General features: G+C 45.2%; 10 protein-coding genes. 1 reads left to right on the top strand and 9 read right to left on the bottom strand.

Translation table 11 applies throughout. The features are described 5' to 3' along the window. Positions 1-449: 449 nt before the first annotated feature. Together AC5ZC7_RS02735 and AC5ZC7_RS02730 are read right to left on the bottom strand one after the other, a co-directional pair. On the bottom strand, positions 450-2,669 hold the full coding sequence (locus tag AC5ZC7_RS02735; protein ID WP_496159693.1) for a glycosyl hydrolase family 95 catalytic domain-containing protein: 2,220 nt from the start codon (positions 2,667-2,669) through the stop codon (positions 450-452). A 7-nt stretch (positions 2,670-2,676) separates the two neighbouring features. Then, positions 2,677-4,521, bottom strand: a complete 1,845-nt coding sequence (locus AC5ZC7_RS02730) for an alpha-galactosidase (RefSeq protein ID WP_496159694.1) — start codon at positions 4,519-4,521, stop codon at positions 2,677-2,679. 230 nt (positions 4,522-4,751) lie between these two features. Here AC5ZC7_RS02730 and AC5ZC7_RS02725 point away from each other — a divergent pair, with 230 nt between their 5' ends. Beyond that, positions 4,752-6,971: a GH92 family glycosyl hydrolase gene (locus AC5ZC7_RS02725; RefSeq protein WP_496159695.1), complete on the top strand. Its 2,220-nt coding sequence runs from the start codon at positions 4,752-4,754 to the stop codon at positions 6,969-6,971. A 39-nt stretch (positions 6,972-7,010) separates the two neighbouring features. On the opposite strand, the gene AC5ZC7_RS02720 is transcribed toward AC5ZC7_RS02725, so the two are convergent. The 7 genes from AC5ZC7_RS02720 to AC5ZC7_RS02690 form a co-directional block, all read right to left on the bottom strand. Continuing rightward, positions 7,011-7,877 carry a helix-turn-helix domain-containing protein gene (locus tag AC5ZC7_RS02720; protein ID WP_496159696.1) on the bottom strand — a complete coding sequence of 289 codons (867 nt, stop codon included), beginning with the start codon at positions 7,875-7,877 and terminating at the stop codon, positions 7,011-7,013. A gap of 134 nt (positions 7,878-8,011) precedes the next feature. After that, positions 8,012-10,033, bottom strand: a complete 2,022-nt coding sequence (locus AC5ZC7_RS02715) for a glycoside hydrolase domain-containing protein (RefSeq protein WP_496159697.1) — start codon at positions 10,031-10,033, stop codon at positions 8,012-8,014. 182 nt (positions 10,034-10,215) lie between these two features. Beyond that, the gene (locus AC5ZC7_RS02710; protein ID WP_496159698.1) at positions 10,216-11,949 is read right to left on the bottom strand and encodes an alkaline phosphatase family protein; all 1,734 of its coding nucleotides are present in this window, start codon (positions 11,947-11,949) and stop codon (positions 10,216-10,218) included. Positions 11,950-11,982: 33 nt separating this feature from the next. Then, on the bottom strand, positions 11,983-13,563 hold the full coding sequence (locus AC5ZC7_RS02705) for a DUF5008 domain-containing protein (RefSeq protein WP_496159699.1): 1,581 nt from the start codon (positions 13,561-13,563) through the stop codon (positions 11,983-11,985). A 32-nt stretch (positions 13,564-13,595) separates the two neighbouring features. Next, positions 13,596-14,303 carry a hypothetical protein gene (locus AC5ZC7_RS02700; protein WP_496159700.1) on the bottom strand — a complete coding sequence of 236 codons (708 nt, stop codon included), beginning with the start codon at positions 14,301-14,303 and terminating at the stop codon, positions 13,596-13,598. A gap of 6 nt (positions 14,304-14,309) precedes the next feature. After that, a complete protein-coding gene (locus AC5ZC7_RS02695; protein ID WP_496159701.1) occupies positions 14,310-15,824 on the bottom strand; it encodes a RagB/SusD family nutrient uptake outer membrane protein in 1,515 nt (504 codons plus the stop codon). 38 nt (positions 15,825-15,862) lie between these two features. Next, on the bottom strand, positions 15,863-18,976 hold the full coding sequence (locus AC5ZC7_RS02690) for a SusC/RagA family TonB-linked outer membrane protein (protein WP_496159702.1): 3,114 nt from the start codon (positions 18,974-18,976) through the stop codon (positions 15,863-15,865). Positions 18,977-18,980 lie beyond the last annotated feature (4 nt).

Raw genomic sequence — 18,980 nt, 5'->3', positions numbered from 1 at the left:
TCCGGGTTTCAAAATACGGGTGCCACAAAATAAATTTTTCACTAACCTTTCAGGGATTATCTACCTAAAATTATACTCCATGCAAATGAAAAACAACCTCTATTTTAATATTTACCGATGATATTTTTGCACACACTCATTTAGGACTGATGACACAGCACTGACTAGTAACTTTGTTCAGTCACCACATCATCTCATGGATGTATACAGAAGCTTGTTTCCGTTGCAGAATCGGATGAATCCATCAGTAGTCAATGATATATGGTCAATTCACTGGTGGAACGGACAGATGAAAGCAAGCAATATTACCTATGCCAATATCGTTAATGGCGATACATTGGAATTGTACATGGGTAATCAGCCCAGGAAAGACTGGGGTACAGACAACGAACAAAAAAGCCTTGTAGCGTCTCTATGCTACAAGGCTTTTTTGTTCGTTCAAAACAACATCATGATTCCTTTTCTGTCAGGATCTGTGTTTTTTTATCATTTACGCGCACCCATACTTTTGTTGGTGTGGCGGCGCTTATCCGGTATTTCGTAACACGTCCGTTTTCCCAGGTACAGTCTACCGTATATCCTCCACGGGCTTTCAGACCTTTAAAAGATCCTTTGACTGCCCAGCTGGCAGGTATACCCGGCAGCAAATGAATTTCGCCTGCATGGCTCTGTAATAGCATTTCTGCCACCGCGCCACTGATACCAAAGTTGCCATCCAGCTGAAACGGCGGATGGCTGGCAAAGAGGTTAGGCAAGGTGTTATAAGTGAGTAGTCCACGTACCATAATACCTGCTTTTTCCCCTTCGCATAAACGAGCCCAGAGCGCGCAACGCCAGGGCCATGTCCAGGAGCGGCGGCTATCTCCCACTGTTGATTCTACCGTGAAAGGTGTATTGATATTTTTCCCATAGTTTCCACTCCGGCTACGCAGTGAAATAATGGCTGCTTTTGCCAGATCGGGGCGCTGTGCCATGCTGATCTGGCGGCCAGGATAAACAGCAAACAGGTGTGAAGTATGCCGGTGCTGATCATCCGGATCGTCCCGGTCCTCCTGCCATTCCTGTAACTGTCCCCATTTTCCAATTTTATTAGGCGCCAGGTGTGCCTGCATATCTGCTATCTTCACCTGGTAGTCCGGATCCATTCCCAGCGCTTTTGCTGCCTCCAGGTAGTTTTGAAAAAGATCCCACACCAATTGCTGATCATGCATCACGCCATCTTCCCGGGGGCCATGCTCTGGCGACCAGCCATTGGGTACCATGAGCGTTCCATCCGGCATTTTCTTCAACCGGTCTTCCCAAAACTGGCACACCTCTTTCAATATAGGATACCCGGTATTACGTAAATAGTTGTTGTCCATGGTAAAAGCCCAATGCTCAAACACGTGCTGGGCGTACCATGCGCTGGCTGGTATATTCCATTCCCATCCATTTCCACCAAAAATATTCTGGCTGGTGCGGGCCGTCCAGCCACGTACATTTGCACCAAATGCCTTTTGGGTGGCAGTGCGGCATGGCCCCTCGGATGCTTTGATGAAATCAATCAATGGTACATGACACTCGGACAAATTAGTAGATTCTACCGCCCAGTAATTCATCTGGATATTGATGTTGTTATGATAATCACTGGCCCATGCCGGCGTATTACTGTCGTTCCACAAACCCTGCAAATTTGCCGGCAGGCCTCCTACGCGGGAACAACTCGCCAACAAATACCTGCCGTACTGAAACATGGTTTCTTCCAGGTCAGGATCAACGCCGCCTGCGGCATATTTTGTTAAGCGGGTATTGATGGGTAATGCCAGCAAATCGGGTGTAGTACTTCCAATATCAACCATCGCAGCACCCGTAAGATGTGTAAGGTCTTTTATATGACGGCTGATTAATGTTTGATAACTTGTTTTTTGCGCAGCCGCCAACTCCTGCTGGATTACCGGCACCGGATCGGCGCCCCGCCAGCCGGATGCGTAATCAGGCTTGTAGTTGGTACGGGCATCCAGGTAAATAACAACGGTATTGCAATCCTGGAATACCCAGTTATTGCCTTCTGTTGAAACCTTTCCACCCTCGTGAGTCACTCGCAATTTAGCTGCATATTTCAAGTGATTGGGCATTTCACCGACAAAACCCAATCCGCTTGCATCAGCCACACTCACGGCTCCCTGTGCCGATTGCATGGATATTTTACCAGACAAAGCTCCTTTCCTGCTGGCTGTATACCTGAACACGATGACCTGATCAGGATGACTGGCAAAAGCTTCCCGCTTATAATGCACCCCATTTATGTCAAAAACAGTAGTGTGTACCCCTGTCCGGATATTCAATGTACGCTGGTAGCCGGTAGCTGTGTCGGTGTGATTAAACCGGATGGAAAACTCACCAAAGTTGCGATAGGAACCAAAACCATGATCCCCCGTTTCATAGGCGCCATCCCAGTTGTTGTCACCACTCCACAAACTTTGTTCATTAAACTGTATCTTGTCATTTTTAATACCCCCATACATCATCGCCCCCATTCTGCCATTCCCAATAGGTAAAGCCTCTGCATCCCATTTCAATGCCGGCCTGGTATACCATAATTCATCCTGGTGTATCACTCCTGCACTGGCAGGAACGGCAACCATCATCCACAACAGCCCACCTAAATATTTACTGATGCTTCTTCTCATACAACAACTATTTTACAATTTTCGCTTTTATCAACAACGCCGAATGTGGTGGCAAATTTTTCACTTCGTAGCTGCCCTCATGCACCCCAAGACTGGTACCCAGCCAATAGTTTTCCAATGACGATTTCGCTTTCAGTGGCATCCGCAATGATACCGGCTTTGTGTCATCCCAGTTCAGGAAATAATAAAATTGTTCATCGCCCATATCCATAAACCCGGTTTCAAATTTATCATTGGTAAAGCGGGCACTCTTTCCTGCCGGCGGTAATTGCCGGCGAATAATATCGAATTGCTTTTCGGACAAGTTAGCATATTTATCTCCCAACAGCATCAAACCGCCAACGGCATGTACTACGGTGGCATGAAACAAATATTCAGCAGGTGTCAGCTCTTTTCCACTACCATCATTTGGCCCTAATACAAGGCAATCCGGATCGTTATACCATAGCTTCCCGTTTTGCCAGGAGCGCATTAGATTTTCCCGGGCAGTGGAAGCAAAAGAATGCCAGTCTCTCGATACATCATTGCTCGTACGACTGGCAGTAATCAATCCCAACGAAGGCCAAATGGGATTATTGCAGCCCAACACAACGGTATTGGCATCGCAGGCTTCCAGGATAGCTTTCATCCCCGCGCGATAAGCCGTGATCCGGGTAGCCGTGGTATCATAGTGGATCCCTTTGTGGATCGCTCCCCAATAATTGGCATCTAATTTAAAATATTGGATGCCCCATTTTTCGCGCATAGTCTTCACCACATACTTCAGGTACTCCTGTGCCTGCGGGTTAGTACCATCTAACACATACCAGGGTCCATTACGCCAGCCACCAAATCCTACAGTGGCGGAGTTCAGCGGATGACCGGTACTGTCTTTCACAAACCAATCGGGATGTGTTTTGAACAACCTGGAATTTTTCTCGGCAATAAAAGGAGCCAGCCAGATAGCAGGTGTAAAACCGGCATTTCTAATTTCCGCCAGCGTATTGGCCAGTGAGCCATACCGGGGATTATCGTCGAGCCAGTCGCCCATGAAAGGCTGAAAGCCATCATCAATCTGGATATATTTCACTGCCGGTAATTTGGCCGCAAATCCTGTCATGTTTTCACGAATATCCTGCTGAGTCACATCGGGGCCATAACAATACCAGGAGCACCAGCCGGTAGGCACCTGCTTACCAAAAACAGGTGGGTGCTTCACCGCAATCTGACGGCTTAGTTGGTCGTACAATACATTTTTATCTGCGCCGGCCAATGCCATAAAGTCTTCCAGCTCCACCTGCTGACCGGGTTGTAACCGCAAATTTTCTGCATCTATTGAAACGATGATCTTTTGCGCAGAAAAGCTGATGCGGCCAATAAATCGCTGACAGGTAGAAAAGCCTAACATCAGACACTGTCCGCCGCCAGGCCAGGTTACATTAAACATCCCATAGACAGTAGGCATACCGTGAGGGCGGGCAATTTTATAATGTCCCTCATCTGTATAGCCACCAATGCTTTGAGGGTGCCCTAAACTGCCGCCGGTTTGTGTGAGCATCTGAAATCCTTCGCCATAAACCCGACTGCTGCTGTCCAGCATAGATCCATCTATTTCAAATAGCACAATATTACCCACATAGAGCGGTTGTGTACTATTATTAACAATGGTGGAATGACAAACTTTATTATCCCAACGCCTGACGATTTGCAACGCCGGATTATTGATGCGATTTTCATGCACATCTTCACAATAAGGTGTCGACTTTTTCAAAAGAGCGACGATTTCTTTCGCCCCCTTTATTCTCCCGGCAACAGCAGGCAGGGAAAGCGCCATAAGAATACAATAGCAGGCAGGAACAAATAACTTTTTCATTTTATGCTTCTATAGTCGTTTAAAACGTGGTAAACAGCCAAAGTACTATATTTTCTATGGGAGTATATACGTTATATTAACAAACATCGATGCTTTATTGCCCGAGCGACGGCCGGAATAAACGACGATGGAATACATGTCAATATAACACCGGAACCAGCTAAATTATTGGTGGCTTCTTCTATATGGTATGCCGAATTTGTATATTCGGCTACCCATAAATGTATAAAATGATACGCTCTGCCCGGAAAACGATTTTCTCTTTATTCACTTTCGCTGGCTGCACATTTAGTGCTATCGCGTCCCTAAGTCAGACCAAGCACTCATCACCGGTGGATGAAGTCAACACGATGATTGGTACCACCGGCAGTAACCGTACAGAATATGGGGGATTAATTCCAGCCGTTGCACCACCTTTTGCCATGACGCAATGGTGCGCACAAACCCGCGAAAGTAGTATTTCCACCACCTCCTATCATTACAATGATAAAACGATGATGGGATTTACAGCTACGCACCAACCTGCCATCTGGATGGGTGATTATGGTATGGTCACAGTATCTCCCCAATCCGGTACATTATTTACGGATAAAAAGCGGGCCATGACTTTTTCCCACCAGGATGAAAAATCTACGCCCTATAGCTATTCGGTAACTTTAAATACTGCCGGCGGCAAGCCATTAAACGCCCGGATGGCAGCTACCTCCCGTGCCGGTATCCTCGAGTTTAAGTTTCCTACATCAGATAGTTCCTACATTTTTGTGGAAGCATCCAGGCAAGAAAATTTTACGGGGTGGATCAAATACGACGAGCAACGCAATGAGCTTATTGGTTACAATCCCGATCGTCAATCGGCACTTCTGGGGCCTCCACTGAAAAATTTCAAAGGTTACTTTGTGGTACAGTTTAGTAAACGACCCATTGCTTTTGGAACAACCTACCGGGATGATATATTCGTTGGTCAAACGGAACAATCAGGTGATCGTTGCGGCGCCTTCCTCCGGTTTGCCACGGCAGGCAATGAAGTAGTAAATGTGAAGGTGGGTACCTCATTTATCAGCATTGAACAGGCACGCAATAATCTGCTTACAGAGATCCCTGGCTGGGATCTTTCAGTGGTAATGAATAAAACCAGGTTGGAATGGAATAATTACCTGGGGCTTATTTCCGTTCTGGGCGGCAATAAAGATGAACGGGCATCCTTTTATACGGCGCTTTACCGTACGATGCAATATCCCCGGGAATTTTCAGAATACGGACGTTACTATAGCGCCTTTGATGATATTGTGCATGAAGGTGTTAGCTACAACGATTTTTCCTTATGGGATACCTTCAGGGCTGAACATCCGCTATTAAATCTGCTCCTTCCACAGCGTTCCGGAGCAATGATACAATCCTTGCTACAGATGTACAAAGAAGGTGGCTGGCTACCCAAATGGCCCAATCCTACCTACACCAATATTATGATTGCGACGCATGCTGATGCAGTGATTGCAGATGCCATGGTGAAGGGCATCAAAGGCTTTGACCAATCGCTCGCCTGGGAGGCGGTTAAGAAAGATGCTTTTGTAGCGCCTGCCGGCGATAGTACCAATAAATGGGCAGACCGTGCCCCCTGGTCGGCTTATGAAGCCCGTGGCGGTCTTACCTGGTACAATCAGTTGGGATATATTCCCTCTGGGCGCACCAATGAAAATGTGTCACAAACCATTGAATATTCTTACGACGACTGGTGTGTGGCACAAGTGGCACGCTTGACCGGCCATCCGACTGAGTATGATTTTTTGATGAAAAGAAGCAAAAACTATCAGCATTTATATGACCGGAATTCCGGCTTCTTCATTAGCAGATACGCAGATGGTACTTTTGTTTCAAGGGAAAAGTCTGATGAGGGAATAACCGAAGGATCAAAATGGACCTACCTGTTTGGCGCCATGCATGATATCCCTGGAATTATTCAGCTAATGGGAGGAGCGCCCACATTTGAAAAATTATTAAATGAGACCTTCGACTCCAGTCATTATCGCCATGATAATGAGCCCGGCCATCATTACATCTACCTGTACAATTATATCAACAAGGCTGATAGCACAAGACAGAAGATCTGTCAGCATACTCCTCTCAACTATAAGAACACGCCTGACGGCCTTTCCGGTAATGATGACTGTGGACAAATGTCTGCCTGGTTAGTATTTACCTCCATGGGTTGCTATCCCATATGCCCGGGTAGTACTGCATATGCTATTGGAGTTCCTTTGTTTGATGAACTAAAGATCACGCTTAGGGGCGAAGATGGGAAACCTCACGCACTGTTTATCCGGAGAAAGAATTTTTCTCCTACACATACACGGGTACAAAAAGTACTGATAGATGGTAAAGTACATGAGGGACCTTTTCTTGAACATAGCACGTTATTAAATGCCCGGGAAATTACTTTCTGGATGATGTAGCTCATTTACCGGACGTGTTGCACCCGTAATAACAACTCTCTAATGAGCTCTCTGGTATTGTTTCAAAAAAACACTGGGAGATACTCCCTTTACCTCTTTAAAGTGCTTATTAAAATTAGAAAGATTATTATACCCGCTTTCATAACAGGCAGCAGAGATATTATGGGTACCCTCCAGTAATAGTTTAGCAGCATGACCAATTCTAAGCTCTTTTAAAATTTGGATAAACGTTTTATTTGTTTTTTGCTTAAAATAACGGCAAAAACCGCTGCTGGACATATGAATGACTGCAGCTGTCTCCTCCAGGGTTATGTTCTGTCTGAAGTTCCTGTATATATAGTTAAACACCTCTGCGATACGCCGCTCCTGACCAGATGTTCCCATCAGGTTGAAATAAGCGGAAGACAGCACCGTACTTTCTTTTGAATGAGTAAGCAGATCCAGCAACTCTATCATCCAGGCAATTTTTCGAAGTCCGTTCGCACCCAGCATCTGTTCTAAAATAAACCGGGTCTGGTTAATCGTATCTCCTGAAAATAAAACACCTCTGGCAGCCCTGTTAAACAGCGCATTCAACTCTTTTGCCTCCGGCTTTTCCATAATTATAGCCCCCATAAAATCCGGGGAAAAGTGCACTACATAAGCCATGGGTGGCTGCGTAAAATCCTGTACGCCTTTGTACTGCCAACAATGCGGCAGATAGCTCCCTAAAAGCACCAGCTCCGGTCCATCAAAATCAGCGATATGATCTCCGACAAACCTTTTCCCCAGGCAATTTTCCAGTAATACAATTTCAAAATTGACATGACTTTTAAAGGTGTTATACTCCTTCATTTCCAGTACCTCTTTCCTGATCGTAAACGATTGATCAGCAGGGAATGTGAAGTTCTCATATAAATATTTCATCGTGCAAATCTTAGAGATTAACGTAGGATACAGTAATAGCAGGGACATAAAAGGCAGTTCTTAAACCATCTTTGCAGATGGCATAAAATCTGGTCAACCTGTACTCCCTTATTTTTATTAAAAGTAGATATGCATCAGTAGAACAATTCCAGTACTCCCCCTTTGGTTAACATATTATGATTGATCCGGAAATCTGGGAGATCAACACCATTGAATTTCACTTTCTTAATGAAATCATTTAAGGATTTTCTGTTCTTTGTTATCATCATAAACTGTCGCTCCCCCTCCAGGTGAATCTTGATTTCATCATACAGGGGTGAGGTGATTTCATACCAGGGTTCGCCAACTACCAGTGGAAAAAGCCCCATAGAAGCGAATACATACCAGCCACACATAGTGCCATCATCCTCGTCCATTTCAGGAAGAAATCCTTCAGGAGAATTTTTAAATATTCTGCTTACAACTGGCTCAGGGTACTCTGCGTTTCCACCATAAAGGTGTACCGTTTGTTCTGTAAGCATCCTTTTCACTGTGGCCTGCGCTTCATGTGGATGTCCCAACCGGTTGAAAATAAACGGAGCATGTATGCCTACTTCATTTCCTTGGTTATTCAGATTTTTTTCAAAAAAATAATGAAGCTGACTTACCAAAGTATCTCTGCTGCCACTAAGATTTTCCATGAATGCGAGATACTGTGGCATGGCCCATCTGTATTGCCATCGGCTTCCCTGATATAAGCCGTTGCTACGCATACGGGCATACGAACTGTCGACATGACAAAATTCCCGCTCCCAGGTAGTCGTAAACAGCTGTTCTGCCTTCTTTTTATAGAAGGCGGCATCGCTGGCATGATTTGTTATCCCGGCAATTTCACTCATTGCCCATAGGTCAATACAAGTTTCCATTGCCTGGTCTGGTCGGCCGGTGCGAAGACTATCTACTTCCTTTTTTATTGCCTCGTAAGCAATGTCCAGATGGAATCCTCTGAGACCTTTCTTATAGGCATCCAGCAGTACGCAGATAGAATGCTCCGTTCTCACGGTAGGTCCGGATTCGAAATCTGTAGCCCAGTCCTTCTTGCCATGAATATACTGCTCCACCAGCGACCTGCTGATATCTTTCATCTTATGGGGCGCCAGCAAAGTGATCAGGGGAAACTTTGTCCTGTAATTGTCCCACATGGACCATGAACTATAATAAGTAAAGTCTTTTGCGATATTGATGGAACCGTCCGTAGCCAGGTATTTTCTATCGGAGGACGTTACATTTTCGGGGCTTAGAAAAACCCGGTAAAGCGAGGTATAAAATAAAATACGGTCGTCCGGCGCTCCGCCTTTTACTTCAATTTTATTTAACAGAGAACACCAGTCATCAGCCGCCTGTTTTCTGATAGCATTAAAACCAATGCCGGCCATCCTATTATTTTCTGCAGTAGCTGTTTCCACATTCACAGGCGACAACGCGATCCGCATTTCTATCGGCTTTCCTATGCCCTTCCCATAGAACAATTCCAGTATTTTCTTTGTAGCACTCACACATTGAAAGGGCCTGTTCGATCTGATGTTAAAAAACAATTTATAGGTGCCCGCATCACAGGTGGTTCCAGCCTGCAGATCACCGGATATTTCACCATCCGATATTACTTTGTAGTTAATATTCCTTACTCCGGTAAAGGAGGAGGCAAAATTAATTATCATCTGTTGTTCCACTCCTACAGGGTATAAATATTGTTCTATTGCTACATTAGTGGTTGCTGTCAAGGCAGCAGTAACACCATTATCCAGCTTTACCGAATAATATCCGGGCTCAGATATTTCTGTTGATTTTACCAGGGTGAGTAGCGCATTTTTATCCGCAGGTTTTATACTGAGATTTCCTCCATTCCCTCCGCAACCAATACCTGAAAGGCGGTTTACAGAAAATCCGGAGATCACTTTTTGGGCAAAGTCGTAACCACTATGGCTTCTGTGTACCATATCAGGGCATACCCTTGCTATACCATAAGGTACACATGCGGCCGGATCTACCTGGCCATTGTCTCCGCTGGTCCCTATAAAAAGGTTTACTGGTGGCATCTTCTGCTGGCCCGAAATATGCAGTTGAAAGGCCAAACAAACAAGGATGATGGATAGAATGCAGTATAAAGATCTAGTCATACGCTATAATTCATGTATAAAAACCCGGGCTTCAGCTGTCCCATCATATAAGACTGCCGGCAAATGAAATTGGATACTATTGCCTGATTTTTTATCAAATATGCGCCCGGGAATGCGGGCACAGTCCCGGGCGGCTTAGATCTGGCTATTTATTTTGATATTTCTGCAGTATGCTGATATGACTATTTTACATTTATTTGTCGTGTCGTCCATCCTTTCCCTTCCATTTGCCATTTCGCATCCGGAATGATATTCAGCCAGGATAATACAAACAAAGGAATGTCCTTACCTGCTGGAACGAGGGTCTGAATATCGGCCGAGGCTGGTGGTAGCAACACCGCCGAGAACGGCTCCCAACTATAATTGCCAGAGGGTACCCCCTGCAATATGAAAGGATGGCCCTGGCCAGATTTATCCTTAAAAAGGCCACCTGTGCCATCGGTACCCGGCCAGTACCCCAGCAGGAAATCAATGAAAGGATGATCATTCTCTACTCTTATGGCCCCCGCATCTTTGGCTATCGTGGCATCATCTATGGCGCATTTAAATATTCTTACGGCCGCCATATACACATCGGCTGGTTGATTAACGGATCCTGGCAGATACCCCATCCTCAGCGGCGCAGGGCTGTTAATATTACCTTGACTGGTTATCTCCTTTTCCTCACCAAACTTCCCATCTGTATAGGTTCTGGCATATCGCTTTCCGCCCCTGGAAAGTATTACTGCAGCAATGTTATGCCACTTGCCATCCCCGATAACAGCGCCTTTAGCCTGGATATTCCCTTTCCCTGACTGGCCAAAATTAATCTGCCAGTAGTTCTGTTCCAGGAACATCACCCATCCCGGCACACCACCATCAAAAGAAGCACGCTTACCAAGTACGGAAGGCCAGGTGTAATTATAGCTTCCATCCGGGCGCTGGTTTACTTTAATATTCAACTCCACCGTAAAAGAGGTGGTATCACCAAAATTATAGGCATCGATGGCATCAGGCACCGTGGCAAAAATGGCGCTATCCCTACCAAACAGGCGAACGGTGCTTCCGGAAAACCTGGTACCATTAAACGGCCGGTCAAGGAAAAATGGCTGAAAGGCGGGAGCATAAATAATGGTAAATGTATTCAGACGGGGGTTGCTGAATACGGTATTGTCATCCTGTTGCGGATCAATGGGATATGGCCCTCCCATACTGGAAGCAACCACTACCAGCCATTTTTCACCAGCGAAATTCTTTCGCTGCCGTAATTTTCCCAGCATCTCTCCCACATACTGATCCATATTATTAATTGCATCGCGGTATTGGGGCACACTGGCATCATAACCATAAGTTGCTCCCGCTGCATCAACATTTCCGAAATGCGCAATAATTAATCCGGCAGTGTCTTTTCCCAATGCATCCAATACGGCATTCTTAACTGCCTGATCATCATTTTCAAAATACCCTGTTTTATCTGAACCGGGAGAAAGATAATCCACCAGCGATTTTTTAGCGCTGAAAAAATTAACGGGATAGTTAGGCAAACGGGATTTGATCAGTTTTGTCACTGAAGGATAGGCAGACAGGTTATTACCCGAAAAGTCATTGGTGCTGACCCCGTGTCGCTGCCGGCTAACGCCTGTCAGCATATCGGCCCAGGATGTTGCCTGCACCGCGGAGGTATCCGTCAGCGAATTCCAGGAATAAATAGCGTTACTTGTCATTGACATCAGAAATGGCGGAGCTACCTTATTAACAGCCGCACCCCTGGCCCCATCAATGATCACATACAACACCTTGGGGAACGGATCATTCGCAATAGTATCATTACCTCCCGGCGTCTGATGCGTTATTTTTGTGTCTTTGTTACATGCTGCTATGGCGATGAATAACACCGGTAAGAGCAGCCTGTTTATTTTTTTATATTGACTCATCATGTATATAGCATATTAGCAATGAAACGATACGGGTTATTTTAGCAGCAGGCGGGTGATATTTCCGATAGGTTGTCCGTTAAATGTATTAATGTATCCCATCAGCGTTAGCTGTACATCTCCGTTAACTGTTTTTGTTTCCAATATATTTGATATAGAGCCCTCAAATTTACCGGTAGAATTATAGCCTGGCACCAGCTTTCCATTGTTATCAATTACCATAAAGCCATTACGCTGTACATTATCGTAGCGTCCAAAGTAGCCGGCAGCAATGATCAACCCATTATTTAACTGATAGCCATAACTGATACTACCCTCCTCGAGCGATCCGGTTGAAAAGTCGCTGACCGGATTGAAAGATTCATCCACCAACACAATTCCATTAAATTTCTTATTGTTATAGTTGATAAACCCGCCGGCAACAACGTATTGTTTAGTGGTGGCATTAAAGGTGATGCGGGTAACCACATTATCAGCGCCAACCGTAAAGGAAGGATCCAGGCTTCCGTCTACGTTGATACGGGCCATATTTAAAACAGGTATGCCATCATATTTGCTGAATCTGCCAAACAGGATGATCTTACCATCCGGCTGCATCACTGCGCCAGCGATATAACCATTAGTGGCAGGTCGCCCCTTATGTGCAACAAGATCATAGTGATAGGATGAATCGATCGCGCCATCCTGTTTGAAGCGGATCAATTGACTTGCTTCAATGCTGTCAACAACCAGCGAATCTCTCAAGTGATCTGATGTGGAAACGCCATATCTTTTCCTGAGATAGTACTTAAAATTGCCTATTGCAATGGTCCCTCCCTGTGCATCCTGGAACAGCGCCTGAATATAATAGTCGGTTCCTCCGTTAAAAGCAGGTACCGTATCCTTTTTAGTGAACGACTGTATGGTGATGGTATCAGGAGAGCCGTTAGCATTAAGGCGGCAAATATTAAACATCCCGTGTATGCCGTTTCTCTGTTTATCGAATGCGGAAAATCCACCGGCAATCATCATTTTACCGTCTGGTTGCATTACGATATCCGATATGGATCCGTTAACGCCCCAGCCAAAACGCATAGAACGATCCAGTTCCCCGCTGCTGCTGATGGCAATAATCCCATTCAATGGATTCACGACTCCTTTATTTTCATAATTAGTGAACCCTCCTATCATTAAAAAGCGGCCATCCGGCAATTCCTGCATTTTGTTTACGGGGCCGTTAGTACCTGTGGTAACGTGGAAGGTAATATCCTGCACTATTTTACCTGCTACATTAAAAACTGGTCCGTAAAAAATCTGATCTCCCACCACTACCTGTACATTGCCTGTACTTGCCAGATCTGGCACCTTCACACTAATCTGCTGGCTGTCCAGCTCCATTACCTGTGCGGGTTGCCCATTGAAGGAAAATACCGCCTGGTTCCTGAAAGGCTGCAACCCGGTAATTTTAAAGCTTACAATCGTGCCCGGTGGAGCCGATGTTACAGCGGGAGGATCATTCGAAAATTTAATGCCCAAAGGCGCTTTGCCTCCCTCATAAGGGTTCTGGAATGTGTTCTCCTTCTGACGGCAACTATATGCCAACAGCAAGAGCAGTATATAACAGAGATGTTTCTTCATATATTGATGCATCTAAGGGTCTGCTAATATTATTATTGCTTGTAATGCAGGTAGTCGTTTAAAAAATTTCCCACACCAAATGAAAAGTACCTGTCGTTATCTGCCAGTACATGAACGGCAGCATGATTGGGCTGAATATTACAGGAAGCCACCATCACCCGGGTAAAATAATTCGCTGCGCCGGAAGGATCCGGCTGATACGACAGGTTCAACTGGCGATAACCAACATACTTAACACCACCGGAGCTAGCATAAGTAACACCGATGTTCATAACCGTGTTATTGATAGAAAGATAATTCTGCCCTCCATACACCTGCAATAAATCAAAATCAATCTGCGGGTAATCTTTCAGCAGGTTTATTCCTCTGAAAATATACATAGACATGTATTTCTTCCAGACTGCCGGAGGTACGTCCGCCAGCGTTTTAATCGTATCCTTTCCCAAAAGGTAAAGACTACTGTTAAAAATCCTAACCAGGTTAGAAACACCCCGGTTGGTAGGTGCAAAAAATGTCAGGGAATCCTTGTTTAATATAGAGTCAAGCCCGGCAAGTTTGACAATTGTTTCAACGGAGTCAAAATAAAATGGTTTTGCATGTAAATAATCCATGACCGTTCCATTAAACACCGGCGAGGTAACTCCTCCGTCTTTATAATAATTGTCTTTCTTACAGGATATCGTCATCAATGCCATTAGCATTAATCCGCTTAAACATTTCAGGTAATTAGTTTTTTTCATGGAAAATCAGTTTGTCCAGTAATTATTTAGCGTCATCAAAGGATTGTTGTCCATCACAGACTTGGCGAGGGGCCAGGTCCATCCGCCACGTGCGAACTGATCAGCGGTCAGGGGGCTATAACACCATTTCTGATTCATTACCCGGCCTGTTCTAACGAGATCAAAATAGTACAGCCCTTCTCCCATAAGTTCTTTCGCTTGTTCCAGGTATACCGCCTGCCGCAGGTCATCTCCACCAGGCCCGTTATACCTCGGTGCCCCGGCCCTGTCCCGGATCATATTCAGCAAGACCGTTGCTTCGTTCGCTCCCCCAGTTTCCACCATTGCTTCGGCAGTCATCAATAGTGCGGTGGCATACCGGAAGATGATGATATTATTGTCTGGGTTCACGTCTTCTCCATGTGAAAAAACACTTGAAAACTTGATAAACTGAAATTGTCCGTTATCCGCAAACATGGACTGGTCGAACCAAAAATCCTTCCGGCGATCCGTCTGTCCGTCTGGATAAAGCATGTGGAGAAACGAGGCGCGAAAAAAGCCAAAACTATATTCATGCCCCGACAGCGGAAATTTATAAGGAAAATGCTGTACCATATCTGAAAACGGTGCATACTTTGACAGTGTTTCACCATAATTGAAATTCTGTGCAATTTCCACCAGTCCTTCTTCGCTCCTTCCTTTGAAAATAAGCTGGGAATTATCTATCGGCAGCAACTTGTAGGAGCCACTTTGAATCAATTCTTTGCCATATGCGACCGTCTTTGCGAAGTAATCCTGCTTTTTCCCTTTATCAAATCCGGCATTCCACAAATTCATGTACATCAGCAATGCCAGTGCTCCCCCTTTTGTAGCCCTGACGGCTCTTTTAGCGGGATCTTTGTAAGTCCATGGAAGATCATCTTTCCTTTTGTCCAGTTCTGCAATACAATTATTGATGACCGTCACCATATTTTCTCTCGGCAAAGGCGTGCTTAAATAAGCTTCCGTATAATAGGGCACATCTCCATATAACCTCACCAGGAACAAATAAGTCAGACATCTGATAAACACGGCTTCCGCTTCATATTGTCGGAGGTCTGCCGTTGACAATTCCGGAATGGGATTTCTTCCAAGCTCCTTTTCCAGGATATTGGCCGATTGAATGACCTTGTAAAAATCTTTCCATTGGGTCATAGTGGAAAATTTGAATCCCGAGTTCCAGGGAGCATTGTCAGCAATCAGGCCCAAGAGGTTGTTTTGTCCGCACATATCTATATAGGCACGGCCATTCTGATCCGTTTCAGGCGACATTTTCACCTGGCCACTTCTCAGCTCTCCGGAAGCTGCGACAAAAGAGGTGCTTTGAAGCTTATCGCGGAACTGCCCATAAATATCACTTACAAAAGATTCAACATCCGAAGTCGACTTCCAATAAGCATTTCCGGATAATTTATCCACCGGTTGAACAGTCAGGAACTTCTTGCATCCTGAGGAAAACAACATCAAAGTCAGGAATATTACAGCCGTTAATTTCAGTTTCATAATTTAAAAATTGAAGGAACATATGATCAACTCTCCACTCAAAAATCTACGTTCAGACCCAGGTTATAAGTATGTGGTACAGGATATCCATCTGACCGGTCGCGCCCGAGATCTGTTACATTTTCCGGGTTAGGGCCGCGGTATTTCGACCATGTAAACAGGTTATTGACAGAACCATATACTCTCACGGAACTCAAGCCGATACGCTTTGTCATTTCCCTGTTGAAAGTATAGGACAAAGACGCCGTATTCAGTTTATAATAACTGCCTGTTTCCTGGAAAAGACTCTGATTAGACCTGTAAGGTTGGGTGAGCGGCGCACGCTTCCAGTCATAAACATTGGCAAAGCCGGCGTTATCCCCATTCTTTTGCCAGTAGCTTGCATCCGGTGGCAGCACCGTAATGGCTTTCCCATTGAACGGATCCTGTAAAAACTGCATCCGCTCCACCAGCGCGCTGTTAATAACATCTCTGATAAGCGTGAAAGAACCATTTATATTCAGTGAAACACTTTTATACTTGAAATAAGAACTAAAACCGCCGGTGATCAATGGCATACTATTTCCCATAATAACACGGTCATTGTCTGAAATAACATAGTTACCATCCACATCGCGGAATTTGGCATCTCCTGCGTGGAAAGGAACGCCATCGGGCGTATGGAGATAGGTACCTGTGGCAGGATCCAGAGGCACATCGTCGTTTGTAGCGTAAACGCCCTGATTCTGAAACAGGTAATTGCTGAAGGTATTACGCCCTACGCGGAGATAAATATTATCAGCAGTAAGGAACTGACGTTCATTGCCAGGCAACCGCGTTAACACGTCTTTATTCAGCGCTCCATTGATGGAGAAAGTCCACTGAAAAGCACTACTCTTGGGTAGAGGGCGGAAGGTAAGACTCAGCTCATATCCATAATTGACCATTCCTACCTCGTTGGTAGTCACCTGATCGAATCCGGCTATATCCGGCAATGGTCTGCCACGTGTGAGAAAATCCACCTGCTTGTAATAGGTATCAAATATGACTTCTATCCGGCTGTCGAAGAACCCAGCTTCCACGCCTATATCATATTGGCTGGTGGTAGTTGGCTTCAGGGAAGGGTTGGGTAAAGTCCCGAAATTAATACCGATTCTTGGTACATTATTATACGTTTGCCTGAGGTCATACTGACCCGAAGCGGAAAAAATATCGCCATTGGGCACAATGTTTCTTCCCCAGCTAAAACGAAGCGAGCCAAATGTGAGCCATGACAGGTCTTTTGCAAACTGCTCTTTATTGAAGTTCCAGCGCAATCCCAGGGCTGGGTTGGCAGCGTACCTGTTAGACAATCCACTGGAAGAAGCTCCATCCATACGATAGCTAAAGTCAAAAATATATTTCTTCATAAAGTCGTAACTGAAACTACCGGCAAAAGACGCCACATGACTTTTACTATACCCCAGCAAACCTCCCCTGGAGGTGAGCCCATCTGCACCCAACGGCCCCTGGAACTGATCGTTCGGCGTTTTTTTCTGCCGGATCACTGCCTGTTGGGAAGCGGAAGAATATATTTCGTTGGAAAAAGACAGGAAAAAATTATGCGTTGCATTAACAGATTTATAGTACGATAATGCATTCCGGTTAAAAAGCGTAAATGAGCGGTCGTTATAGCCATATGCTTCTGAAAAATCATTGTTCGCAGCCGCGGGTGTAAAGTTATCTTCTGTATTGGTACCGTAGTCGTAGCCCAGACTGGACGACAGCGATACTCCTTTGTACAATTCGTAATTCACATCCAGATTGATGTGATAATTGCCGCTTTTGTTATCATTCCTTGTGTTAAGCGACGATAATGCACTGTTGGTGCTAAGGAAGTAACTGGGCGGCGGTAGTAACGAAGAAGACTTACCGTCTGTTGCCACTCCTTTTTGTAACAAGCCCGATCCAGAACCTTTGTTTCTCAGTCCGAGAGAGGAAGATAACGCTGCAAAAACACGGAGCTTCTTCGTTGGTTTATATTCCATGTTCGTATTCAGTGAATACCTGCTAAAGCCGGTATTTTTGATCACGCCGGATTCATTATAGTAACCAAGATTAACCTTGTAGTTGAACGTAGGGTCTCCGCCGCTGATTCCCACATTATGTGTCTGATTAAATGTATTCCGGTAAAAAATCCCCTGCCAGTCGGTACTGTTATTATAATAAGGATTCAGACTGTCTGCCAGGAGCGGTGTGTAAGCAATATTGTAAATATCTCCCAGCGTACCATAGTTGAATATTTCGGCCAGGCGAAAATCCCGTTCCGATTTTCCACCCATGGTTGGCCGCAGCTTAGGCACCGTGTTCAGGAAAAAATTCCCGGTATATCTTACAACAGGTATAGGTGAATTACCACGATGTGTATTGATAATGATTACACCATATGCCCCGCGCGAACCATATAGAGAGGTGGCCTGTGCATCTTTGAGTACTTCTATGCTTTCAATGTCTTCCGGGGGAATAAGGGATAGCGGGCTTACACCGGGACCGGCTGTTTGAAATCCGTAATCAAAATTGGTATTTGCCTGGATAGGCACACCATCTACAATGTAAAGCGGGGAGGTAGGTGAAAGAAATGCATCATCTCCTTTTCCCGTTACATTAATGGCAGACAAACCCCGCAACATTACAGAGCCACGCGCACCCGGGGCGCCTGTATTATTCTGGATATTCAGTCCCGCCACTTTACCCTGCAGCAACTGTTCCACGTTCGACACCGGTATATCCTGCAGGTCTTTTCCACTTACAATAACTGCGGCTCCCGTTACGGATTCACGTGTCTTCTTCTGGTAACCTACAATTACTGCTTCATTCAGTTTATTTTCGTTCACACTCATTTGCACGGCTATCTCTCTCCGGGAGCCCGGCTTTATTTTGAAATCGGAATATCCCAAGAAGCGAAATACCAATGGCGCACCCGGATCTGCCAGTACGGAGAATTCTCCATTGCTGCCGGAAACTCCTATTGGTTTGAGGGGGGTACCGCCCAAAATGCTAACCCCTACCATTCTCTCATTTGTAGTACCTTCCCTGACCACTCCTTTGATGGCCACCTTATTCTGCGCGGCAAGCGTCTGCCATAAGGTCAAAAGGCAGCAGGCCAGCATTAACCGGGTATAGATAAATTTCATCTGA

Source organism: Chitinophaga sp. 9-1-y, assembly GCF_059511905.2.
Note: the sequence above shows the minus strand (reverse complement) of the source record. Positions and strands in the feature narration are given on the sequence as shown.